The sequence below is a fragment of the Rhodococcus sp. 05-2255-1e genome (assembly GCF_002259025.1).
Classification (GTDB): Bacteria; Actinomycetota; Actinomycetes; order Mycobacteriales; family Mycobacteriaceae; genus Rhodococcoides; species Rhodococcoides fascians.
In genome coordinates this window covers 131,468-155,614 of the sequence record NZ_NOZE01000028.1, presented here as the reverse complement: position 1 = coordinate 155,614, position 24,147 = coordinate 131,468, and the positions used below count along the sequence as shown (strand labels likewise).

General features: G+C 65.6%; 17 protein-coding genes and 1 tRNA gene. 7 read left to right on the top strand and 11 right to left on the bottom strand.

Going from position 1 to position 24,147, the window contains the following annotated elements:
* Positions 1 to 50 precede the first annotated feature (50 nt).
* Together CH262_RS17975 and CH262_RS17970 are read left to right on the top strand one after the other, a co-directional pair.
* Positions 51 to 797, top strand: coding sequence for a DUF881 domain-containing protein (locus CH262_RS17975; RefSeq protein WP_032367617.1), 747 nt, complete (start codon positions 51 to 53; stop codon positions 795 to 797).
* 13 nt (positions 798 to 810) lie between these two features.
* Entirely contained in the window at positions 811 to 1,452 is a 642-nt protein-coding gene (locus CH262_RS17970; protein ID WP_032371409.1) for an aminodeoxychorismate/anthranilate synthase component II, read from the top strand.
* 3 nt (positions 1,453 to 1,455) lie between these two features.
* Here the strand turns inward: CH262_RS17970 and pknB are convergent, their stop codons facing one another.
* From pknB to CH262_RS17935, 7 genes are all read right to left on the bottom strand, one after another.
* Positions 1,456 to 3,390 carry a Stk1 family PASTA domain-containing Ser/Thr kinase gene (gene pknB, locus CH262_RS17965; protein WP_032371410.1) on the bottom strand — a complete coding sequence of 645 codons (1,935 nt, stop codon included), beginning with the start codon at positions 3,388 to 3,390 and terminating at the stop codon, positions 1,456 to 1,458.
* Entirely contained in the window at positions 3,387 to 4,763 is a 1,377-nt protein-coding gene (locus CH262_RS17960) for a serine/threonine-protein kinase (protein WP_094718084.1), read from the bottom strand. Before CH262_RS17960 ends, pknB begins: the two co-directional genes overlap by 4 nt.
* Positions 4,764 to 4,769: 6 nt before the next feature.
* Positions 4,770 to 6,254 (bottom strand): peptidoglycan D,D-transpeptidase FtsI family protein, encoded by a 1,485-nt coding sequence (locus CH262_RS17955; RefSeq protein WP_094718083.1) that lies wholly within the window; start codon positions 6,252 to 6,254, stop codon positions 4,770 to 4,772.
* A complete protein-coding gene (locus CH262_RS17950) occupies positions 6,251 to 7,708 on the bottom strand; it encodes an FtsW/RodA/SpoVE family cell cycle protein (protein ID WP_027494979.1) in 1,458 nt (485 codons plus the stop codon). The genes CH262_RS17955 and CH262_RS17950 overlap by 4 nt, the downstream gene beginning before the upstream one ends.
* On the bottom strand, positions 7,705 to 9,150 hold the full coding sequence (locus CH262_RS17945) for a PP2C family protein-serine/threonine phosphatase (RefSeq protein ID WP_032371412.1): 1,446 nt from the start codon (positions 9,148 to 9,150) through the stop codon (positions 7,705 to 7,707). The genes CH262_RS17950 and CH262_RS17945 overlap by 4 nt, the downstream gene beginning before the upstream one ends.
* Positions 9,147 to 9,611, bottom strand: coding sequence for an FHA domain-containing protein FhaB/FipA (locus tag CH262_RS17940; protein ID WP_027494977.1), 465 nt, complete (start codon positions 9,609 to 9,611; stop codon positions 9,147 to 9,149). The genes CH262_RS17945 and CH262_RS17940 overlap by 4 nt, the downstream gene beginning before the upstream one ends.
* Positions 9,612 to 9,791: 180 nt before the next feature.
* Positions 9,792 to 11,261 (bottom strand): DUF3662 and FHA domain-containing protein, encoded by a 1,470-nt coding sequence (locus CH262_RS17935; RefSeq protein ID WP_032381889.1) that lies wholly within the window; start codon positions 11,259 to 11,261, stop codon positions 9,792 to 9,794.
* 207 nt (positions 11,262 to 11,468) lie between these two features.
* Here CH262_RS17935 and CH262_RS17930 point away from each other — a divergent pair.
* The 4 genes from CH262_RS17930 (at position 11,469) to CH262_RS17915 (ending at position 19,140) form a co-directional block, all read left to right on the top strand.
* Positions 11,469 to 11,554: transfer RNA gene (locus CH262_RS17930), tRNA-Leu, on the top strand.
* Between the two features lie 424 nt (positions 11,555 to 11,978).
* Positions 11,979 to 16,568, top strand: a complete 4,590-nt coding sequence (gene gltB / locus CH262_RS17925; protein ID WP_094718082.1) for a glutamate synthase large subunit — start codon at positions 11,979 to 11,981, stop codon at positions 16,566 to 16,568.
* On the top strand, positions 16,561 to 18,012 hold the full coding sequence (locus CH262_RS17920) for a glutamate synthase subunit beta (protein WP_094718081.1): 1,452 nt from the start codon (positions 16,561 to 16,563) through the stop codon (positions 18,010 to 18,012). Before gltB ends, CH262_RS17920 begins: the two co-directional genes overlap by 8 nt.
* A 225-nt stretch (positions 18,013 to 18,237) precedes the next feature.
* Positions 18,238 to 19,140, top strand: a complete 903-nt coding sequence (locus tag CH262_RS17915; protein WP_032385265.1) for a cutinase family protein — start codon at positions 18,238 to 18,240, stop codon at positions 19,138 to 19,140.
* Here CH262_RS17915 and CH262_RS17910 read toward each other — a convergent pair whose 3' ends face one another.
* Positions 19,141 to 20,667 (bottom strand): MFS transporter, encoded by a 1,527-nt coding sequence (locus CH262_RS17910; RefSeq protein ID WP_094718080.1) that lies wholly within the window; start codon positions 20,665 to 20,667, stop codon positions 19,141 to 19,143.
* Between the two features lie 102 nt (positions 20,668 to 20,769).
* Here CH262_RS17910 and CH262_RS17905 point away from each other — a divergent pair, with 102 nt between their 5' ends.
* Complete coding sequence (locus CH262_RS17905) at positions 20,770 to 21,063, top strand: putative quinol monooxygenase (RefSeq protein WP_027494971.1); 294 nt, start codon at positions 20,770 to 20,772, stop codon at positions 21,061 to 21,063.
* Here the strand turns inward: CH262_RS17905 and CH262_RS17900 are convergent.
* From CH262_RS17900 to CH262_RS17890, 3 genes are all read right to left on the bottom strand, one after another.
* The gene (locus tag CH262_RS17900; RefSeq protein ID WP_256988863.1) at positions 20,998 to 22,494 is read right to left on the bottom strand and encodes a phage infection protein; all 1,497 of its coding nucleotides are present in this window, start codon (positions 22,492 to 22,494) and stop codon (positions 20,998 to 21,000) included. The two genes, CH262_RS17905 and CH262_RS17900, sit on opposite strands and share 66 nt — an antisense overlap.
* 96 nt (positions 22,495 to 22,590) lie before the next feature.
* The gene (locus CH262_RS17895; protein ID WP_048319034.1) at positions 22,591 to 23,205 is read right to left on the bottom strand and encodes a histidine phosphatase family protein; all 615 of its coding nucleotides are present in this window, start codon (positions 23,203 to 23,205) and stop codon (positions 22,591 to 22,593) included.
* A gap of 4 nt (positions 23,206 to 23,209) precedes the next feature.
* Positions 23,210 to 24,121 (bottom strand): LysR family transcriptional regulator, encoded by a 912-nt coding sequence (locus tag CH262_RS17890; RefSeq protein ID WP_094718078.1) that lies wholly within the window; start codon positions 24,119 to 24,121, stop codon positions 23,210 to 23,212.
* Between the last annotated feature and the right edge of the window lie 26 nt (positions 24,122 to 24,147).

Below are 24,147 nucleotides of genomic sequence, written 5' to 3'. Positions count from 1 at the left end.
CTAACTCAGATCAGCGCAGCACCGACCTACCGAACAGTGGCGAGCACTCTGTGAGACGACGATCGACCGATTCCTCCGAGACCCGATGGTGGGTGCTCGCTGTGGCGGTGTGCGCTGTGGTCGGTCTGCTGCTCGGAACCACGCGACATGCCTCGGACGGCAACGAGTTGCGGGGCGGTGACACGACACGGCTCGCCGATCTGGTCGATTCGGCCCAGAGAAGCAGCGACGATGCGCTGCGCAGTAGAGATGCGCTGGAGCAGCAGGTCGATCTCCTGCAGCAGCGTACGGCGGCGGGCGACTCCGAGGTGGCCGACGCGTTGGCCCGGGTCGACGCTCTTTCGGACGCGGCGGGCCGGGAGGAGGCGTCCGGCACGGGGTTGACGGTGACGATGGCCGACGCTCCACGCGGTCCCGACGGGTCGTATGCGTCCGACGCGTCTCCGGACGACCTGGTGGTTCATCAGGTCGACGTGCAGAGTGTCCTCAACGCCCTGTGGGCCGGTGGTGCGTCGGCGATGGCGATGCAGGATCAGCGTCTGGTGGCGTCGTCGGCACCGCGGTGTATCGGGAACACGCTGCTACTGGGCGGCCGGACGTACAGTCCGCCGTACGTGATGACGGCTCTCGGCGACCCGGATCGACTGCGGGCGGCGCTGGACAACGAGCCCGGGGTGCGGCTGTACGAGCAGTATGCGTTGCGCTATGGCCTCCGCTACGAGGTCGCGGCCTATCAGAACCTCTCGGTTCCGGCGTACACCGAATCGGTGCGCATGCGTTTCGCGGAGCCGCGCTGAGTACGCTGTCGACATGCGCATTCTCGTCGTCGACAACTACGACAGCTTCGTCTTCAACCTCGTCCAGTACCTGGGCCAGTTGAACGCCGAGGTCGAGGTGTGGCGCAACGACGACGAGCGACTCGCCGATCGCGACGCTGTTGCCGCGGAGTTCGACGGCATTCTGCTCAGCCCGGGCCCGGGAACTCCGCAGCGCGCCGGGGCCACGATGGATCTGGTCTCGGCGAGCGCGCGGGCCAAAACCCCACTGCTCGGTGTGTGTCTGGGCCATCAGGCCATCGGAGCTGCGTTCGGTGCCACGGTCGAGAAGGCCCCGGAGCTGCTGCACGGTAAGACCAGCCTCGTCCATCACACTGGCGTCGGCGTCCTGGAGGGGATGGGCGAGCCGTTCACGGCCACCCGCTATCACTCGCTGACCGTCCGCGAGGACACCATCCCCGCGGAACTCGAGATCATCGGCCGTACCGAATCCGGTCTGGTGATGGCCATGAGGCACACCGAGCTACCCATTCACGGCGTGCAGTTCCATCCGGAGTCCATTCTCACCGAGGGCGGGCACCGGATGCTGGCCAACTGGCTCGCGGTGTGCGGTATGCCCACCGATTCCGGTTTGGTGGGAACCCTGGAGGCGCAGGTCGCCGAGGCCTTCGCCTGATCGCTAACGCCCGGGGATACCCAGGGCACCGATGCTGATCGTGACGGTGTCGGACTTGCTGATCTCGGACCCTGCCGGCTGCGTCTGATTCACCACTCGCCCGACCATCAACGGATCCAGCGTCGCTTCCCTTGTCGCCGTCAGTTCCGCTGCCGTGCCCGTCCAGCCGGCCGACTGCAGCGCGGCCAACGCCTGCGCCTCGGTCAGACCGGCGAGGTCGGGCATGGGGATCTTGTCGCCGTTCGATACGCGCAGCGTGACGACGGTGTTCTCGGTGACATTGGTGCCGCCCACAGGGTCTGTGGAGACGACCTGACCCGTCGGCTGTCCCGAGTCGATGTTCTGAACCTGGACGCGCAGTCCGGCTCCCTCGACGTTCGGCTGCGCCACGTTCACGAGTTGCCCCACGACATCGGGCATCCGAACCTGCGCGGGCCCGGTGCCCAGCGTGATGCGGACCTGCGAGTTGGCGTTCATGCTCACGCCCGAGGACGGATTCTGCTCGACGACCTTGTCGAGGTTCTCGGGTGACGACGGAGCACGGGCGACGGTGGCATCGAGCTGGAGGCCCACCTCGTTCAGTGCATCCGACGCCTGCTGCTGGGTGAGGCCGGTCAGTCGCGGAACCTGGACCTGCTGCGGTCCGGAGGACACGTCGAGCTGGATGTTCCCCGGCGATTCGGTCTGTGATCCGGCCGCCGGATTGGTGCCGATGGCCGAGCCTTCCGGAATCGCCGCGTCGGGCTTCTCCTGGATGCTCACTCGCAGGCCTGCTTCTTCGAGTTGACGCTGCGCCTCGTCTGCGGACAGTCCTACGACGGTGGGCACGGCGACGGTCTTGGGGTCGGCACCGGGACCGAGCGACCACAGGAAGGCGCCGACGATAGCGACGACGATGATCGCGGCCGCCGAGATCAACGCGATCTTGAGGCCGCGGCGGTTCTTCGGTTCGTCGTAGTCCTCCGTGTGGCGTGACGACCGAGGTGCCGCGGTAGCCGCGGGCTTGTCCTTGCCGGAGAAATCGGCCTGACGGGAATCGACGGAGCCGAGGATGGTGGTTCGATCCTCGTCGTTCATCACCATGGGCGCACTCGGGCGCTGTCCACCCAGAACGCGGACCAGGTCGGTACGCATCTCGGCGGCGCTCTGGTAGCGATTGGCCGGGTTCTTGGCCATTGCCTTGAGGATGATCGAGTCGAGTTCGCGTGGAACGGTGTCGTTGACCAGCGACGGCAGCTGGGGGTCTTCACGGACGTGCTGGTAGGCGACGGCGACCGGCGAATCCCCCTTGAACGGCGGCTCGCCGGTGAGGATCTCGAACAGCACGCAGCCGAGCGAGTAGACGTCCGAACGCGCATCGACCTGTTCTCCACGGGCCTGCTCGGGCGAGAGGTACTGCGCGGTTCCGATCACGGCGGCGGTCTGAGTCATCGGCGAGGACGAGTCGGCGATGGCGCGGGCGATGCCGAAGTCCATTACCTTCACCGCGCCGGCGTTGTTGATCATGATGTTGGCGGGTTTGACGTCGCGGTGCACGATGCCGTTGCGGTGGCTGAAATCGAGTGCAGCACAGACGTCGGCGATGACCTCCATGGCCCGACGCGGCTCCATGGGTCCTTCGGCGCGCACGATGTCGCGCAGCGTGTCGCCGTCGACGTATTCCATGACGATGAACGGGAGCGGACCGGCTTCGGTCTCCGCTTCACCGGTGTCGTAGACGGCGACGATGGCGGGGTGATTGAGCGCAGCAGCGTTCTGTGCCTCACGTCGGAACCTCAGGTAGAACGTGGGGTCGCGAGCGAGGTCGGCGCGCAGAACCTTGATGGCGACGTCACGATCGAGTCGTGTGTCCCGAGCGAGGTGAACCTCGGACATACCGCCGAAACCGAGTATCTCGCCCAGCTCGTAGCGAGAGGAGAGCGTACGGGGAGTCGTCATCGTTGTCCTTGTGGTGCTTGCGGGAACGGAATCTCGATCAGCGGCCTGCGAGTCGTCGTCTGGGTGGGCTCCGCCGAGGTCGTCGTGCTCTCTTCGGTGGTCGTCGGCTCCTCCGAGGTGGTCGTGGTCGTCGTGGTGGTGGTCGTCGTTTCTTCGGTGGTCGTGGTTTCTTCGGTGGTGGTCGTCGGCTCGGTGGTCGTTGTGGTCGTGGTCGTCGGCTGCGTGGTGGTCGTGGGCTGCACGAACGGTGTCGGCGAGTCGTCCCTGCCACCGGTCAGCAGTACGTAACCGCCGATCAGGATGGCCAACAGCAGGAGCGCGCCGCCGCCCCAGGCCAACGCCTTCTGTGCCGAGGACATGCCGGTCTGCTCGGGAACCGCTGCAGCTGCAGTGCCGGTAGCCGGGCCCCGGTAATCCCGTTGCGAGGTCGGCATCATCTGGGTGCTCGACGGCGGAGGTGGCTGCGGGCTGGGCACGACGCCGGGCATCATGACTCTCCCGGTTCCGGTACCGCGCGAGTTGCCGGGTGCCGGCGGCCGGCGGCCGGCCCGAACTGCGGCGACGGCGTCGGCGAATTCACCGCCGTTGGCGTACCGGGCGGCCGGATCCTTGACCATCGTGATCTCGATGAGCTCACGGACGGCAGGGGGTAGGTCGACCGGCATGGGTGCCGGTGCTTCGCGGACGTGTTTCATGGCGACGGTCAAGGCGCCGTCGCCCACGAAAGGCCGTGTGCCCGCGAGTACTTCGTATCCGACGACGCCGAGTGAGTAGACGTCGGATGCCGAGGTCGCCTCTTCGCCGAGGGCTTGTTCGGGAGCGATGTACTGGGCGGTGCCCATGACCATTCCGGTCTTGGTGACCGGGGAGGCGTCGACGGCTTTGGCGATGCCGAAGTCGGTGATCTTGACCTGCCCGGTGGGGGTGATCAAGATGTTGCCGGGCTTGACGTCGCGGTGGACGACCCCTGCGGTGTGTGCGATCTGCAGCGCGCGCCCGGTCTGCTCGAGCATGTCGAGGGCGTGGCCGAGTGGCAGCCGCGACATGCGACCCAGCACTGCGTTGAGCGGCTCACCGTTGACCAGTTCCATCACCAGGTAGGCGAGCGATTCGCCTGCACCGTCGCGGGTCTCGCCGTAGTCGTACACCCCGGCTATTCCGGGGTAGTTCAGCTGAGCGGTGGTACGGGCCTCGAACCTGAAGCGCTGCAAGAACTCCGGGTCCTCGGAGAACTCGGCTTTGAGTACCTTCACGGCGACACGGCGGTCGAGGCGATTGTCCATCGCCTCCCAGACCTGTCCCATGCCGCCGGTGGCGATGAGGCGCAGCAGTCTGTAGCGCTGTGCGATGACGGCTCCGTTACTCAGTGGCACCGATGCTCACCTCCCCTGCAATGCGGCGGCGATGACGGCGCGGCCGATGGGTGCTGCGACCGAACCGCCGGTGGCGGCGAGGGCTCGATCTCCGCCGTCCTCGACGATGACGGCGATGGCGACCTTGGGGTCCTTCGCCGGTGCGAATCCGATGTACCACGCGTGGGGCGGGGTGTTGCGAGGATCCGAACCATGTTCTGCGGTACCGGTTTTCGACGCGATCTGCACCCCGGGGATCTTGCCTTCCCCGCTGGTGTTGTTCTCGGAACCGATCATCAGGTCGGTCAGGGTCGAGGCCGTATCGGGGCTGATCGCCTCACCCATCGATTGGGGTTGGTAGCTGGACAGGTCCGACAGGTCGGGAGACTGCAACTGCTGCACCAGGTTCGGCGCCATCCGTACACCGCCGTTGGCGACGGTGGCGGCGATGACGGCGTCCTGCAGCGGGGTCAGCGCCACGTCGCGCTGACCGATGCTGGACTGGCCGAGAGCAGCGTCGTCGTCGATGGATCCGATGGTGCTGTCGGCGACGGTGAGCGGGATGCTGGTGTCCTCTCCGATACCGAACTTGGCGGCGGTCTCGCGCATCTTGTCGGCGCCGGTGTCGATGCCCAGTTCGACGAAGGCGGTGTTGCACGACCGTGCGAACGCCTCACGCAGCGAGGCGGTCTGACCGCCTCCGCACGTCGAACCGTTGTAGTTCTCGAGCGTCGTCGACGTTCCCGGAAGGGTGATGTTCGACGCGGCCGTCAGTTGATCGTCCGGAGTGGCGCCTGCTTGGAGCGCAGCGGCGGTCGTAATCACCTTGAACGTCGATCCCGGTGGGTAGGTCTGTGAGATCGCGCGGTTCACCAGCGGCTTGCTCGGATCGTCGCTGAGGTTCTCCCAGGCGGTCGACGTGGTGCTGCCGTCGTGGCTGGCCAGCAGGTTGGGGTCGTAGCTGGGCGTGCTGGCCATGGCGAGAATGTTGCCGGTGGCGGGGTCGAGGGCCACGACGGAGCCGGTGTATCCCTTGGCGGTCAGCTGGTCGTACGCCACCTGTTGGACGACCGGGTCGATGGTGGTGACGACGTTGCCGCCGCGGGGATCACGGCCGGAGATGAGGTCGAACAGGCGTCCGCCGAACAACCGGTCGTCGGATCCGTTGAGTACCGGGTCCTCGGCGCGTTCGAGACCGGTGCTCGAGTACAGCATCGAATAGAAGCCGGTGATCGGGGCGTTGGCCTGCGGGCTCGCGGGGGAGATCGAATTCTGCGGGTACGTGCGCAGGTACTTGTAGCGATCGTCGGTGGCAACCGACGATGCGAGAACCTGGCCACCCGCCGAGATCTGGCCGCGTTGACGTGAGTACTCGTCGAGCAGAACGCGGGAGTTCCGTGGGTCGGTGCGCAGGTCATCGGCCTTGATGACCTGAACGTAGGTCGCGTTGGCGAGCAGGGCGACCACCATCACCATGATGGCGATGGAGACGCGGCGTAGGGGAGTGTTCATGCGCGCTTCACCATTTCGGTCGGCGCCTCGGCGATCGGGGCGGCCACAGCGGGCTTCTTCTTGGGGGTCGCAGGCTCACGCGCTGCGTCGGAGATCTTGATCAGCAAGGCCACCAACAGGTAGTTCGCCAGCAACGAGGATCCTCCGTACGACATGTACGGGGTGGTCAGACCGGTCAGCGGGATGAGTTTGGTGACGCCGCCGACGACGACGAACAGCTGGACGGCGACGGTGAACGAGAGCCCGGCGGCGAGCAACTTGCCGAAGCTGTCTCGGACGGCGAGCGCAGTGCGCATTCCGCGAATGACGAACAGCAGGTACAGGATCAGGACCGCGGCCAGACCGATGAGGCCGAGTTCCTCGCCGACGGTGGCGATGATGAAGTCGGTCTTGGGGAACGGAACCTGCGACGGGCGGCCGCTGCCCAGGCCGGTGCCGGCGAGCCCACCGGTGGCCAGACCGAACAGCGACTGGGAAATCTGGTAGCCGGTGTCGTTGTAGTCCGCGAACGGGTCCAACCAGGTCAGTGTCCGCACGCGCACGTGGCTGAACGCCTGGTAGGCGAAGAAGAATCCGACCATCAGCAGGCCGCTGCCGATGATGATCCAGCCGACACGTTCGGTGGCGATGTAGATCATCACCAGAACGGTGCTGAAGATCAGCAGCGACGTGCCCAGATCTTTCTCGAACACGAGCACCGCCACCGAGACGATCCACACGACGATGATGGGCCCGAGATCGCGAGCGCGCGGGAAGTCCATGCCGAGCCAGTGTTTGCCTGCAGTGGTGAACAGTTCGCGCTTGGACACCAGCAGTGACGCGAAGAAGATCAGCAGCAGAATCTTGGCGAACTCACCGGGCTGCAAACTGAAGCCGGGCAACCGAATCCAGATCTTGGAGCCGTTGACCTCGGAGAATGCCGACGGCAGCAGCGCAGGAATGGCGAGAAGGATCAAGCCGGCCAGCCCGAGGGTGTACCCGTAGCGAGCCAGGGTGCGGTAGTCGCGCAGCAACACCAGCAGTGCGACGAAGCCGGCGATGGCCAGCGTCGTCCACAGCACCTGCTGGTTGGCGTCGGGCGACGGAATGGGGTTGCCGAGGTACTGCGCCTGTTGCTGATCGGCCAGGTCCAGTCGATGGATCAGCACCAGGCCGAGACCGTTGAGCAGCGCGACGATCGGCAGCAGCAGCGGATCCGCGTAGGGGGCGAACCGTCGAACGGCCAGGTGCGCCACCGTCACCAGTGCGAGGTAGGCCAGCGCGTACTTGGCCAGGTCCCAGGTGATCGTCTGTTCCTGGCTGGCTTCGACGAGGATCAACGAGATGGTGGTGATCAGGACCGCGGCACCGAGCAGCAGCAATTCGACATTGCGACGATTCGACTGGATCGGTGCGGGAGCGAACCCACCGGGAGGACTCGGAAAGGAGCCTCCTGCGGACGGATTGGAACTCATCGAGTACCGGTCCTGCAGTTCTGGCCCGGGATCTGCGCGACGGTCGGTGTCGGCACGGCGGTAGTGGTCGGGGCAGCTTCCGGAACGGGCTCCGGCGCGGGCGGAGGCAACGGAACTCCGGGGGGCGGGATGATCGTCGTCGTCGGGGCGGGTGCGGCCGTGGTGGTCACTGCCGGCTCGGTCTCGCAGACCTCCAGTAGGTCTCCCGAGGCCAACCGTTGCACCTGACCGCGGGCGTCGTCGAGAGAGCCCGACGGGAGTCCTGCGGTCACCTGCTCGCGCGCGGCCGGCAACAGGTCGTCGATCTCGAACGGGACGCAATCGGCCGGCGCGGCGTCGGGTGCGGTCAGTGTGACGCCACCGTTGTCGTCGAGGCAGCCGATCAATTCCACGCTCTGCAGCGAGTACCCGAGAACGGAACCGGGGAGACCGCGCAGCACGGTGACCTTGCTGTTGTCGGCACCGACGTAGTAATTGCCCTTGATCACCGAATTGGCAACCACGACACCGATTCCGGCCAACACGATCAGGGTCAGCGCGATCAGCGACCACCGCAGTTTGTGCGACTTCTTCTCCGGTGTCACCACAGGGGCGGTCACGCGCTTGGGCGTCGTGCGCGGGGGACGCATGGCGGCGGCGCGGCCCGCTGCAGTGTTCGGCGGCGGAGCGTCTTCTTCGTCCTCGGTGCTGGCTGCGCCGCCGAGAATCGGGTGGCTCTGGCCGTAGTCGAGGTCGATGACGTCGGCGACGACGACGGTGACGTTGTCCGGACCGCCGCTGCGCAGGGCTAGTTCGATGAGGCGGTCGGCGCACGGCCCGGTCTCGCCCTCGGCGAGGGTGTTCTCGATTGTTTCGTCGCTCACGACGTCCGACAAACCGTCGGAGCACAACAGGTAGCGGTCGCCGGCACGGACCTCGCGGACGGTGAGCGTCGGCTCGATCTCGTTACCGGTCAGCGCCCTCATGATCAGTGAGCGTTGCGGGTGCGTGTGCGCCTGTTCGGCGGTGATGCGGCCTTCGTCGACCAGTGACTGGACGAACGTATCGTCGCGGGTGATCTGAGTGAGCGAGCCGTCGCGCAGCATGTAGGCACGCGAGTCGCCGATGTGCACCAGACCCATTCGCTTGCCTGCGAACAGGATTGCGGTCAGCGTGGTTCCCATGCCGTCGAGTTCGGGCTCGTCTTCCACCTGGTCGGCGATGGAGGCGTTGCCCTCGCGGGTGGCGGCTTCGAGTTTGCCGAGCAGATCCTCGCCCGGTTCGTCGTCGTCGAGGTGCGCCAGCGCGGCGATCATCAACTGCGAGGCCACTTCGCCTGCGGCGTGACCGCCCATGCCGTCGGCCAGAGCCAACAGTCGCGCACCTGCGTAGACGGAGTCCTCGTTGTTGGAGCGAACGAGACCGCGATCGCTGCGGGCGGCGTAGCGGAGAACAAGGGTCACGGGCGCAACTCGATCACGGTCTTGCCGACGCGAACCGGAGTTCCCAGTGGAACGCGTACAGCGGTGGTGACCTTGGCTCGATCGAGGTAGGTGCCGTTGGTGGAGCCCAGGTCTTCGACGTACCAATCTCCGCCGCGAGGCGAGAGGCGAGCGTGCCTGGTGGACGAATAGTCGTCTGTCAGAACGAGAGTCGAATCGTCTGCGCGTCCGATCAGAACCGGCTGAGTGCCGAGCGAGATGCGCGTGCCGGCGAGGCCGCCCTGGGTCACCACGAGGTACTTCGCCACCTTCTGCTTGTTGAACGACGGGAGCACCTTCGAGCCACCGGAGTAGCGGGCGGGCACACGCATACCGGCTGCGGCATAGATGTCACTGCGCAGCGTCCGAAGAACGGCCCAGACGAAGAACCACAACAGAAGCAGAAAACCTGCCCTGGTCAGTTGCAGAATCAATCCCTGCACGACGATTCACCTCCTCCTTCGCGATCGGACCTGCATCCCCCACAATCCGACGCGGCGGCGCGACAGACATGGTTGTCTCGCAGCATCATAGGGTGCAGTCGCTCGTGTGGACGACATACGGGTGGGCGAACCTGCGAGTCGAGGAGACGAACATCTCGGTCGGCCGGGCCACTCCGGTGATCAGACGATCCGGACCAGAATCTCGGAGTGACCGGCGCGGATCACGTCGCCGTCGGCCAGTTGCCAATCCTGGACGGGTGCACCGTTGACGGTGGTTCCGTTGGTGGATCCCAGATCGGACAGCATGGCCACTCGGCCGTCCCAGCGAATCTCGATGTGTCGGCGTGACACTCCGGTGTCGGGGAGGCGGAACTGTGCGTCCTGGCCGCGCCCGATGATGTTCTGTCCGTCCCGGAGCTGGAAGTAGCGGCCGCTGCCGTCCTCGAGCTGAAGGGTCGCGGCGAGCGCCTGGGGCTGACCTGCGTAGGACGCCGGCTGGTCGTAGCCGTAGCCGTCCCCGCGATCACCGGCACCCTGGGGGTAGCCGCGGCCGTAGGGCGCTTGGGCAGGCGGGTAGTCGTAGGCGGGCTGCTGGTAGCCCTGCTGTGGGTAACCGGCACCCTGCGGCTCGGCATAGCGGCCGGCGGGCTCGCCGTACGCCTGCTCCTGATAGGGAGCCTCGCTGTAGGCACCGCCCTGCTCGCCACCGTTGTAGTCGTAACCGGCACCGTTGTAGCCCTGCGCGTCGTAACCCTGGGCGTTGTAGCCCTGAGCGTCGTAACCCTGCGCGTTGTAGCCCGCTCGGTCGTAGCCCTGGGCGTCGTAACCCTGCTCCTGACCGTTGGGTGCTCCGTAGGCCTGGTCGTATCCCTGCTCCGGGCCGCCGGCGGCGCTGTAGGCCTGGCCGTGCTGGGCGTACGGCTGCTCGTCGTAGCCCTGGTTCTCGTAGCCCTGGGCGTTGTACGGCTGCTGGTCGTAGCGCTGATCTCGATCGGCGGGCGCGTAACCCTGCGCGTCGTATCCGTTCTGCTCACGCGCCGCGTAGCGGGGATCCTGGCCACCGGCGTATCCGTTGCGCGCGCGCGGATCCGGACGATGTCCGTCCGCGGGGTCGCGCTGCGGGTCGTAGCCTGGGTTCTGCGTCATGTGGCCGGCTCCTGGTATCGACATCGGTGGGGCAGTCGGTCGCTGCGTGGCTGAAGGGACGGGACGGGCTGGCTGTGCCGACGCGTTCTGCTGAACAGAGCTGTTCTGCGCAGCAATCGCCGATCGTCCCACATCGGGATCGACCGAGCCACTGGCCCGGAACTGTCCGGTGTGAAGGGTGGGCGACGGTTCGAAGCGAACCACCACGTCACCGTAGGTCTGCCACCCCTGATCACGGATGTAATCGTCCAGGTGACGCGAGAAAGCCTTGACCGTGAGCTCGCGATCACCGGCAAGTTCCTCGTGATCCGAGCTGTTGATCGTGATCACGTAGTTGTTGGGTGCCAGGTAATGACCGCCGTCCAAGGGGCGAACGAGATCGGACGCCTCCTGTTGCAGCGCCGCCTCGACTTCGGCCGGTACGACGCCGCCGCCGAACACGCGGGCGAAGACGTCGCCGACAGCGCTCTGCAGCTTGCGTTCGAAACGCTGAACGATGCCCATCGTGACCCCTCCTCTCACTGTGTTCTTCCACCCTGTGGTGCCTGTTGCCTACAACGGTGCGACGGCCGCGTGTCATCACGAAGTCGCGCTGCAAGCATGATATACGGTGCGGCCGACAGCAACGCTGTGCCGCCGGTTGCTCGGGGCAGCTCGAGACGGCGATTTTCGAGCACGGCGGGGTGCGTGTTAGTGTTCTCGCCGTCACCCGGGCGGGTGGCGGAATGGCAGACGCGCTGGCTTCAGGTGCCAGTGTCCTTCGGGACGTGGGGGTTCAAGTCCCCCTCCGCCCACCACACTGGCCGCAGCTGATCTCGATCGCTGCGGCCAGTAGTTTCTTCGAACCCCGGCGTGTGAGCGCGGGTGATGCCTTACATTCGTGTAGTTCGACAACGATGTCGACGTGTCGATGCAGAGCCGGATTCCGGACCCCGTCGATTCGGTGGAAAATCGCAGGTGAGAGCCCGAAGTAGGCTTACCTTATTTGCGAGAGCACCCTGGTACTGACTTATCGTTCGTAATTGGATCGGCCTCACCACGGCCTGATCCGTCGAGACCTTCACTTTTCTACCACGAGCCCACCCGCCCGTGCAGAGGAAAGCGTGGAAGATCGACAGGTGCTGCTTCAACGGCGAGGACGCACCGCAGGCCGTTCGAGCAGCCGGTTACACCACACCGTCGCCGACGAGTTTCAAGGCTGGACTTATCCGAAGGCTAGGTATGAAGCACACTCCGGGCCCGCAAGGCCTCTACGATCCCGTCAACGAACACGACTCCTGTGGTGTCGCATTCGTGGTGGACATGCACGGTCGCCGCAGTCGCGACATCGTCGAGAAGGCGATCACCGCACTGGTCAACCTCGAGCACCGCGGTGCCGCGGGCTCCGAACCGAACACCGGCGACGGTGCGGGCATTCTGATCCAGGTACCGGACGCGTTCTTCCGCGCCGTCGTAGATTTCGAGCTCCCCGCACCCGGTGCCTACGCAACAGGTGTCGCATTCCTGCCGCAGGGCCGCAGCGACGCAGCACGCGCGTGCGAGGGTGTCGAGCGCATCGTCGAGAACGAAGGCATGACCGTCCTCGGATGGCGTGAGGTCCCCACCGACGACTCCTCCTTGGGCGCGTTGGCTCGCGACGCGATGCCGACGTTCCGTCAGTTGTTCTTCTCCGCTCCCGACGCGGCGATCACCGACCTCGAACTCGAGCGTCGTGCCTTCGTCATTCGCAAGCGCGTCGAACACGAGTTGGGTGAAGAGGGCGCAGGCAAGGACGGCCCCGGTCGCGAGACCGTGTACTTCCCGTCGCTGTCCTCGCAGACGTTCGTCTACAAGGGCATGCTGACCACGCCCCAGCTCAAGGGCTTCTACGTCGACCTGCAGGACGAGCGCGTCGAAAGTGCACTGGGACTTGTGCATTCGCGTTTCTCGACCAACACGTTCCCGTCGTGGCCGTTGGCCCACCCGTTCCGACGGGTCGCACACAACGGTGAGATCAACACCGCGACCGGCAACGAGAACTGGATGCGCGCCCGCGAGGCCCTCATCACCTCCGACGTGTTCGGTGGCTCGGAAGCGCTCGAGAAGATCTTCCCCGTCGTCACCCACGGAGCCAGTGACACAGCACGTTTCGACGAGGTGCTCGAACTGCTGCACCTCGGCGGCCGCAGCCTGCCGCATGCCGTGCTGATGATGATTCCCGAGGCCTGGGAGCGGCACGAATCCATGGACCCCGCGCGTCGGGCGTTCTACAAGTACCACTCCTCGTTGATGGAGCCCTGGGACGGACCGGCCTCGGTGTGCTTCACCGACGGCACCGTCATCGGCGCAGTTCTGGACCGCAACGGTCTTCGCCCCAGCCGCCTGTGGGTCACCGACGACGGCTTGGTCGTCATGGCTTCCGAGGTCGGCGTGCTGGACATCGACCCGTCCAAGGTCGTCCGCAAGGTGCGTCTGCAGCCGGGCCGGATGTTCCTGGTGGACACCGCACAGGGCCGCATCGTCTCTGACGACGAGATCAAGGACGAACTCGCCGCCGAGCACCCGTACCAGCAGTGGCTCGACGAGGGCCTGACGTCGATCGACGATCTGCCCGAGCGGCCGCACGTGCACATGCCGCACGATCGCGTGCTGATCCGCCAGCAGATCTTCGGATACACCACCGAGGAACTGAACGTGCTGGTCTCGCCGATGGCGAAGTCCGGTGCCGAGGCCATCGGTTCGATGGGTACCGATACCCCGATCGCCGTGCTGTCGGCACGTCCGCGGATGTTGTTCGACTACTTCTCGCAGCTGTTCGCCCAGGTCACCAACCCGCCGCTCGACGCGATCCGCGAGGAGATCGTCACCAGCCTCGGCGGCACCATCGGTCCCGAGGGCGATCTGCTCAACCCGGGTGCCGACGGCTGCAAGCAGATCGTGCTGCCCCAGCCGATCCTGCACAACGACGACCTCGCCAAGCTCGTCCACATCAACGACGAGGGCACGCAGGAAGAGCTGCGCTCGGTGGTCGTGCGTGGCCTGTACCCGGTTGCCGAAGGCGGTGAAGGTCTCCGAAAGGCGTTGGAGGCCATCCGCGCTCAGGTTTCCGCTGCCATCTCGGGCGGGGCGCGGATCATCGTGCTCTCCGACCGAGAGTCCAGTGAGAAGCTCGCTCCGATTCCGTCCCTGCTCCTCACCTCGGCAGTGCACCACCATCTCGTTCGTGAGAAGACGCGCACCAAGGTGGGTCTGATCATCGAAGCCGGTGACGCCCGCGAGGTCCACCACATGGCTCTGCTCATCGGATTCGGTGCGGCAGCGGTCAATCCGTACATGGCTTTCGAGTCGATCGAGGACATGATCGAGCGCGGTGCCCTCACCGGCATCGACTTCGACAAGGCCGTCGGCAACTACATCAAGGCTGCAGGCAAGGGCGTGCTGAAGGTGATGTCCAAGATGGGCATCTCGACTCTCGCGTCGTACACCGGAGCCCAGCTGTTCCAGGTCATCGGCCTGTCGCAGGAACTGGTCGACGAGTACTTCACCGGGCTGAACAGCCATCTCGGCGGTATCGATCTCGATCAGGTCGCCGACGACGTCGCAGCGCGACATGGCGTCGCGTACCTCGACAACCGTCAGGAACGCGCACACCGTGAGCTCGAGACGGGCGGCGAGTACCAGTGGCGTCGGGAAGGGGAGTACCACCTCTTCAACCCCGACACCGTCTTCAAGCTGCAGCACTCCACCCGCACCGGTCAGTACGACATCTTCAAGGAATACACGAAGATGGTCGACGACCAGTCCGAGCGGCTCGCGTCGCTGCGCGGTCTGTTCCGCTTCAAGACCGAAGAGCGACAGGCTATTTCGATCGACGAGGTCGAGCCGGCCAGCGAGATCGTCAAGCGTTTCTCCACGGGTGCGATGAGCTACGGCTCCATCTCGGCCGAGGCACACGAGACCCTTGCCATCGCGATGAACCGTCTCGGTGGACGCTCGAACTCCGGTGAGGGCGGCGAGGACGTCTCGCGCTTCGAGCCGGACGAGAACGGCGATTGGCGACGCAGTGCCATCAAGCAGGTCGCGTCGGGACGTTTCGGCGTCACCTCGCACTACCTGACGAACTGCACCGACATCCAGATCAAGATGGCGCAGGGAGCCAAGCCCGGTGAGGGCGGCCAGCTTCCGGCTCACAAGGTGTACCCGTGGGTCGCCGAGGTTCGGCACTCCACGCCGGGTGTCGGTCTGATCTCGCCGCCGCCGCACCACGACATCTACTCGATCGAGGATCTCGCGCAGCTGATCCACGACCTGAAGAACGCGAACCCGTCGGCTCGTATCCACGTCAAGCTCGTCTCCGAGGTCGGAGTCGGCACCGTTGCGGCGGGTGTGTCCAAGGCACACGCCGACGTGGTGCTCATCTCGGGCCATGACGGCGGCACCGGCGCGACGCCGTTGACGTCGGTCAAGCACGCAGGTGGACCGTGGGAGCTCGGCTTGGCCGAAACCCAGCAGACGTTGCTGCTCAACGGTCTTCGCGATCGCATCGTCGTGCAGGTGGACGGCCAGCTCAAGACCGGCCGCGACGTCATGGTCGCTGCTCTGCTCGGCGGCGAGGAGTTCGGTTTCGCCACCGCTCCGCTCGTCGTCTCGGGCTGCATCATGATGCGCGTCTGCCACCTCGATACCTGCCCCGTCGGTGTTGCGACACAGAACCCGTTGCTGCGCAAGCGTTTTGCGGGCAAGCCCGAGTTCGTCGAGAACTTCTTCATGTTCATCGCCGAAGAGGTGCGTGAGCTCATGGCCGAGCTCGGCTTCCGCACGCTCGACGAAGCCGTCGGCCAGGTCGGTCTGCTCGACACGACCGCGGCCAAGGAGCACTGGAAGGCGTCGAAGCTCGATCTGTCGCCGATCCTCGAAGAGGTCGAGTCGGCGTTCATGAACCAGAACCTGTACAACACAGGCGTTCAGGATCACGGTCTCGACAAGGCCCTGGATCAGCAGCTGATTTCGGCCAGCCGCAATGCGTTGGACAAGGGCGAGAAGGTCGCGTTCGAGTCCAAGATCACCAACGTCAACCGCACCGTCGGCACGATGCTCGGACACGAGGTGACCAAGGCATACGGCGGCGTCGGCCTCCCGGACGACACCATCGAGATCACGTTCACCGGCTCGGCCGGCAACAGTTTCGGTGCATTCGTGCCCTCCGGTATGACGTTGCGCCTCAACGGAGACGCCAACGACTTCGTCGGCAAGGGCCTGTCCGGTGGACATCTCGTGCTGCGGCCGTCGCTGAACGCTCCGAAGGGATTCGTGGCCGAGGACAACATCATCGGCGGCAACGTGTTCCTGTTCGGTGCCACCAGCGGTGAAGCCCTGATCCGCGGCGTCGTCGGCGAGCGGTTCGCGGTTCGTAACTCCGGTGCCGTTGCTGTCGTCGAGGGCGTCGGCGATCACGGTTGCGAGTACATGACCGGCGGCAAGGTCGTCATCCTCGGCACGACGGGACGAAACTTCGGTGCCGGCATGTCCGGCGGCGTCGCGTTCATCTTCGATCCGAACAAGACGTTCGAGGCCAACCTCAACACCGAGCTGGTCGACATCGACGAGCTCGAGGGCGACGAATTCACCTGGTTGAAGGACATCGTCACTCGTCACCAGGAGCAGACCGGCTCCGAGGTGGCCGAGCGGATCCTCGCGGATTGGTCACAGCAGGTGAACCATTTCGTGAAGGTCATGCCTCGCGACTACAAGAAGGTACTGCTGGCCATCTCCGAAGCCGAGAAGAACGGCGCGGACGTGGACGAAGCGATCATGGAGGCAGCTCGTGGGTGACCCACAGGGATTTTTGAAGAACACGGTTCGCGAAGTACCCAAGCGGCGGCCCGTCGATCTGCGCCTGATGGACTGGAAAGAGGTCTACGAGGACTTCTCGAAGGACACTCTGCGCACCCAGGCCAGCCGATGCATGGACTGTGGCATTCCGTTCTGCCACAACGGTTGTCCACTCGGGAACCTGATTCCCGAGTGGAACGACCTGGTGTTCAAGGACCGCTGGCGCGACAGCATCGATCGCCTGCACGCCACCAACAACTTTCCGGAATTCACCGGACGGTTGTGCCCCGCTCCGTGCGAGGCGGCGTGTGTCCTGGGCATCAACCAGGATCCGGTGACCATCAAGCAGGTCGAGGTCGAGATCATCGACAAGGCCTTCGAGGAGGGCTGGGTCACGCCGGTCTACCCGACGCACCTGACCGGCAAGACCGTTGCCGTCGTCGGCTCCGGACCCGCGGGACTTGCTGCAGCGCAGCAGCTCACCCGCGCCGGCCACACCGTCACGGTGTTCGAACGTGCCGATCGCATCGGCGGACTGCTGCGCTACGGCATTCCCGAGTTCAAGATGGAGAAGCGCCACATCGATCGTCGGCTCGCGCAGATGGAGGCCGAGGGCACCGTCTTCCGCACGGGTGTCGATGTGGGCGTGGACATCTCGGCCGACGAACTGCGCGAGCAGTTCGACGCCGTCGTGCTGTCCGGCGGTGCCACCGCCTGGCGCGACCTGCCCATCGAGGGCCGCGAACTCGACGGCATCTACCAGGCCATGGAGTTCCTGCCGCACGCCAACCGCGTCCAGCAGGGCGACTTCGAGCAGCCGCCGGTCAGTGCCGAGGGCAAGAAGGTCGTCATCATCGGCGGCGGCGACACCGGGGCAGACTGCCTGGGCACCTCGCACCGTCAGGGCGCGGCGAGCGTCCACCAGTTCGAGATCATGGCCCGTCCGCCCGAGGAGCGTGCCACCTCCACCCCGTGGCCGACGTACCCGCTGATGTACCGCGTCGCGTCCGCACACGAGGAAGGCGGCGAGCGCGTCTTCTCCGTCAACACCGAGCGTTTCGTCGGTGAGAACGGCAAGGTCACCGCACTCGAAGCCTGCGAGGTCGAATTCAAGGGCGGCAAGTTCGAGAAGATCGAAGGCAGCGAGTTCACGCTCGAAGCCGATCTCGTGCTCCTCGCCATGGGCTTCGTCGGACCCGACAAGGGCGGTCTGCTGACCGACCTGGGCGTCGACTTCAACCAGCGCGGAAACGTCGAGCGCACCAACGAGTGGGTCACCAACGTGCCCGGCGTCTTTGTCGCCGGAGACATGGGCCGCGGCCAGTCGCTCATCGTGTGGGCCATCGCCGAGGGCCGCTCCTGCGCGGCCGCCGTCGACACCTTCCTGCAGGGAGCAACGGCACTGCCGTCGCCGATCGTGCCCACCCAGGCGCCGCAGCGGTAGGTATTTTCCGGCGCACCCCCTCGGGATCAATGTCCCTTTGTTGCACTCTGAGCGACTGAAAGCCGCATTGATCCCGACGGGGGCGACCGATCCCGACGGGGGCGGGCGAACTGTGTGACGCACGGTTACGTCCGTTAACCATGTGGGCATCGGATGGTCACAGGCCGCTGTCATTGTGGTGATCGAACACAAGAAGCGTTCGATCACCCAGTGAGGCCCCCTCCCATGAGTGTCAAGAAATTCTGCGCCGGTGTCGGCGTCGCTGCAGCTGTTGCGTCCGGTCTAATCGTCGGGGCGTCGCCCGCCGTCGCCGATCCCGGCGGTTGTCCCTCGATGTACGTCGTCGCGATTCCGGGAACGTGGGAGACCAGCTCCGGTGCTGCCCCGAAGCCGGGGATGCTGACCGACGTCACCGATCGTCTCGGTGGCGATATCCGCACCGAGTACGTTTCGTATCCCGCCACCGCGTTCCCGTGGGAGGGCGAGGTGTACGGGCAGTCCCGTGCTGCTGCCGTTACCAACGCAGGCGGCATGCTGAAGGCGATGGCGGATCGCTGCGGCGCAACGAAACTGGGCATCATCGGTTACAGCCAGGGAGCGGACGCGGCCGGTGATCTCGCCGCGTCCATCGGAACCGGTCTCGGGGTGGTTCCGGCCGACAAGGTGGTGGCGGTCGGGCTCGTCTCCGACCCGAAGCGATCGGACACCGACGCCCTGGTCGGTCCCCCTGTGGTGGGTACCGGCGTCGGTGGACCCAGGGTCGGTGGATTCGGCTACGTCAGTCCGGTGGTGCGCACGTTCTGCGCCGTCGGCGATCTGTATTGCTCGACGCCCAAGGACGACTACGTGGCGCGACTCGCGGGCTTCCTCGCCGTGTCGTCCAACCCTGCGCCCGACGTCGCAGATCAGTACACCCAGGAAGCGCAATCCTTGATCGCCGACCTCGCTGCGTCCGGTGGATTACCCGTACTGCAGGGGCAGCTGTCGGATCAGGCCAACGCTCAGCGTCAGCGGGAAATCGAGGCCTTCTACCGTTCGGGCATCCACCAGGAATATCAGACCTACGACGTCGGAGACGGGGTGTCGGCGACGCGGTGGTTGGCGCGTTACCTCGCCGACGCGGTCTGACTACGACGTAGTAGCAGGCACCCGACGGAGCAGCAGGAACACGACGACGGCACTGACGAACATCAGCACGGCGCTCGTACCGGCGGCGAGGTTGAATCCGTCGATGAAGGACGAGTGCGCGACGTCGGTCAACTGCGATGCGAACGGCTCCGGCAGATAGTCGGCCACGGCTATTGCGCCGCCGATGGTTTCGCGGGCCGGATCGGCGATCTCGGCCGATGTGCCCGCCGGAATGGCGTCCTCCATGCGGTGTCGATAGACGGTGCTGCCGATGGTGCCGAGAATCGCGATGCCGACGGCGCCGCCGAGCTCGGCCCCGGTTTCCGACAATGCCGATGCAGCCCCGGCCTTTTCGGGGGCCGCAGCGGTCAGCACGATGTCGGAGTTCAGAGTCGATGCTGCTCCGATTCCGAACGTGACCAGGGCCATTCCGGTCAGCAGCAGCGGCAGGCCGGAGTCGGATTGCACGAATATCAGTGCGACGCAGCCGAAGACGATGGACAGCAGGCCCGCCGAAATGATGGTGCCGGTGGGGATCACCTTGCTCATCGTCGGTGCGGTGACGGCACCGGCCGCCGCTGCAGCAGCGGGAATCAGCAACCACAGTCCGGCGCGGAGTGGTCCGAGTCCGAGAACCAGCTGCAGGTACTGGGAGGCGAACAGGCTGAAGCCGGTCATGGAGAAGATGACCAGAAATTGCACGACGACTGCAGCGCTGAAAGCACGTTCGGCGAAGAGCGTCACGTCGATGAGCGGGTTCGATGCCTTGCGTTGCCGGATGACGAACACGAAGCCGAGTGCCAGGCCGAGGATCGCGGTGGTGATCGTCGTGGCGTCGATACCGTCCTGGGCCCCGTGCTTGATGGCGAACACGATCGAGAGCATCGACGAGATCGCGAGGATCACGCTGATCGGGTCGAACTTTCCGGGGTCGCTGTCCTTGAACTCGGGGACCAGTAGCGGGGCCGCAACGAAGAGCACGACCATGATGGGGATGTTGATCAGGAAGACCGAGCCCCACCAGAAGTGTTCCAGCAGAACGCCCCCGACGACCGGGCCCACGGCTGCGCCGCCTGCGAAACCGGCGGTCCACAGGCCGATCGCTTCCTTGCGCTGTGCCGGGTCGTGAAACATGTTGCGGATCAACGACAGTGTGCTCGGAGCAATGGTGGCTCCGCCGACTCCCAGCAGAGCACGTGCGACGAGCAGCATCTCGGGGGAGGTGGAGAACGTCGCGGCGAGCGATGCCGCGCCGAAGACCACCGCGCCGACCATCAGCAGGGTCCGCCGTCCGATGCGGTCGCCGAGCGAGCCCATGGTGATCAGCAGACCAGCCAGCAGAAATCCGTAGATGTCGAGGATCCACAGGGTCTGGTTGCTGGTGGGTTCGAGATCGGCCGTCATGAAGGGCAGTGCGAGATACAGCACCGACATGTCCATGGAGACCACGAGGATCGGCACCACCAGTACCGCGAGGCCAAGCCATTCCTTCTTCGTGGCGCGATCCTCGGTTGCCGTCTGATTCACTGCTTCTTCCCTTCCCGCGTGGACACCTCACCTTAGGTGGGTCGGGAGTACGTTCGGTGAGGAAGAGTGTGTCTCGCCGAACGAAGGAACCGATTCCGCATGATCAACGATCTCGAGGTAGTCGCGACGATCACCGCCAAGCCGGACGCAATCGACACCGTGCGCGACGGGCTCGTGGCTCTGGTCGCCGAGTCACGCAAGGAGAGCGGCAACGTCTCCTACAAGTTGTTCGAGTCGGCGGTCGAGCCGGGCACCTTCATCACCATCGAGGTATGGAAGTCGCAGGAGGACCTCGACGGCCACATGCAGACCCCGCACCTGCAGCAGGCGCTAAGCGAATTCGGTGCCCATCTCGCGGCCCCGCCCGCCATCCATCCGCTCCGGTCCATCGGCTGAGCCTGCCCGCGCGCTGACGTACACGAGTGCCGAGACGGCAAGCAGCGCCACCGTGGCACCGATCGCCAGCCACCCGGTCCCGCTCATCTCTCCCGACGCGATGATGCGGGCACCAGCGGCGGTGTAGCTCATCGGCATGAACGCGGCGAGGTCGCCCCAGATCGGTGCCGTCGATGCGTACGCGAAGCCGCAGACGACGACCTGTACCACGAGGGCGACGACATTGACGATCTGGCCCACCACAGCACCGAGCACTCGTTGAATTGCGCCTGCGGTGGCGAGATAAGCCGCGGCCGAGACGACGAGGAACGCGCCGGCTCCGATCACCGGTCCGAGGGCGGCGTCGGTGGCGAAGGCGAATGCGACTGCAGCGCTGACACCCACTGCGGCGACGGCCGCTCCGACGGCGAGCCACCGCGGCTTGGTGTCCTTGCCCAGGACCCGCACGAGGCTGACGCAGCCGAGAGCTCCGAGTGCCACGAGGGCGGCGATCAGGTACGGGGTGGCACCGGTACCGGTGCTCGTCGCAGTCGCTGCAACGTTCTGGTCGGAGGTGGCGTCATCGGTCGTGGCGGCCGCCTTTGCCGGGAGGGCGGCGGAGGCGTCGCGCACATTGGTGGCGATGCCGTTGACGATCCCCTCGACGGGTTTGACCGACGTCACGAGCTGATCGGTGCCGGCCTTGAGTTGCTGCCCGCCGTCGTCGAGCTGGCCGAGTCCGTCACGCAACTGCACGGTTGCGTCGCCGAGCTGCGCGGTGGCACCGAGGAACTGACTGTTGGGGTCGTTCAGTTCGGTCGACAGCTGCTGAGCACCACCCTTGAGGGTCTGCAGCTGAGCGAGCGTATCGGGACCGAACGCCTGAGTGTTGAGGTTGTCGATCACTCCGCGGATCTCGCCGGAAATCGCGTCGGATCCCGGATGTGGGAAGCGATCGACCGTGTCTGCCGTGGCGGCGAGCTTTGCCGTGAAGTCGGCCTGCAGAGCTCCGAATCCGGCGAGCTGGTCGACGACCTGGTCGACACCCCCGCTGATCTGCGATGCGCCGTCACCGAGCTGGCCGATGCCGTCGCGGTACTGGCCGAACCCGTCGGCGAGCTGGATGGTTCCGTCGTGAGCCTGGGTGATGCCGTCGGCAAGTTGGCCGACGCCGTCGTTGAGCTGCGTTCCGCCTTCGGTCAGCTGACCGATGCCGCTGGAGAGAAAGGTGATCGGGAGCGAGGCGCTGTTGAGGCTGCTCCTGGCCTTGGACAGGGGATCGGCCGTCTGCTGTGCCTCTGCCGGGGCCTGCTGAGTGTCGGCGGCAACGGCGGTCGTCGTGGTCGATTCTCCGCCCAGGTCGTAGCCGGTGCCGAGCGCGAACGCACCCACAGCCACCAGAGGGAACGCCAGTGCGACGAGAGCAACGGCAGGACGTCGGAAGATACGCATTTCACCCATGATGACTTCGAGGCTAACTGCCAGCGCCGGCCGCACCGACCACTCGGAGCGATCCACAGCGGCCGTTCTGCCCCTCTACCAGGGACTTTAAGAGGTCTCTGTGGATTGTCGGTTGCGCGGCAACAGGTCCCACACGTGGGCGGTCTCGTTGACCGACGAGACCGATCGGGCACCGCTGCGGGAAAAGAGCACACGCGTCACCGAGCAGTAGTCGATGGGAAATCCGAGCACCTTCGGGGTCTGGAGAATGTCTTGCAACAGCATGTTGACGACGCCGCCGTGAGCGAAGAGGACAACGGTATCGGAGTGCGCGGCGGTCGAGACGATATCGGCCACTCCGGCGAGAACTCGCTGGCGGAAGGCCTGTTCGTCGACCTGCTCGGGTAGGTGACCTGCCTTGATGCGGTCGTAGGCGTCGCGAAATTCGGTCTTCGCGGCCTCGATCGGGACGTAGCCGCCGAAGTCCCGGTCGTACTCGGTCAGACGGTCGTCGGTCGTGATCTCGAGACCGAGCCGTTCGGCGAGTGGCTGCGCGGTCCGGATCGCGCGTTGCTGCGAACTCGACACGACTCGGGACACCGTGAAGCGTGCCAGCGCATCGGGCACTCTGCGGGATTGTTCGACGCCCAGTTCGTCGAGATCGGGATCGGCCGAGGACTCCGATCGTCGCGGAAGGGCGTGCCGTACCAGAACCAGTTGCATCGACTCACCTAATCACGAGTGTGCGTCCACTGCGTTGCACCATCGAGCGGAAGGCCGCCACCTGGCGGGGCATGTCCGTTCCCGGCTCCCACACCATGCCGATTCGCCTGCGCGCAGCCGGTTGGGTGAGTCCCACGTCGACCGTTCCACCTTCGGCGCCGTGTGCACGGATCCGCGGCAGGATGGCGATGCCGAGGCCGGCTCCGACGAGTCCGCGCACGGTATGGGTGTCCTGTCCCTCGAACGCGATGCGCGGGCTGAATCCGGCATCGGCCCACAGCTCGTCACAGATCGAGCGCATTCCGTATCCGTGGCCCATGGCGATGTAGTTCTCGTCGGCGGTATCGGCGAGATCGACCGTCTTCCGCGACGCGAGGCGGTGATGTTCGGGGACCACCAGCATCAGCCGCTCGTCGTACAGCTGGAAGGAATTCGTGTCGGTGTGTTCGGCGCTCAAAGACACGAACGCCAGGTCGGACGCGCGATCTGCGAGGCGATCCAGGCAGCGTGCACGTGCGCCTTGGTCGAGATCGAACGTCACCGCGGGATGGTCGACGCGAAAGTGCCGGATCAGTGCCGGCACGACGTCCTCACCGAGTGTGTTCTGGAACGCGACGGCTATGCGGCCACGTGCTCGGGCGTCGTGCTCGGTCATGGCGTCGATACCGGCGTCGATGTCGCTCAGGGCTCGTTGAAGATACGGGATGAGGACGCGGCCGGTACTGGTCAGCACGATGCCGCGGCCCCGTCGTTCCACGATGTCGACGCCGAGGATCGCCGATGCGCGGGCGACCTGTCGACTGACGGTGGGTTGCGGGACTCCCAGGACGTGGGCGGCGTCGGTGATGTGCTCGGTGTCCGCCACCGCGACCAGGGTCGGCAGAAGTGGTAGCAGCTCGGTGGTCTGGCGGCGCATGGGCGAAGCATATCGCTGACGTATCA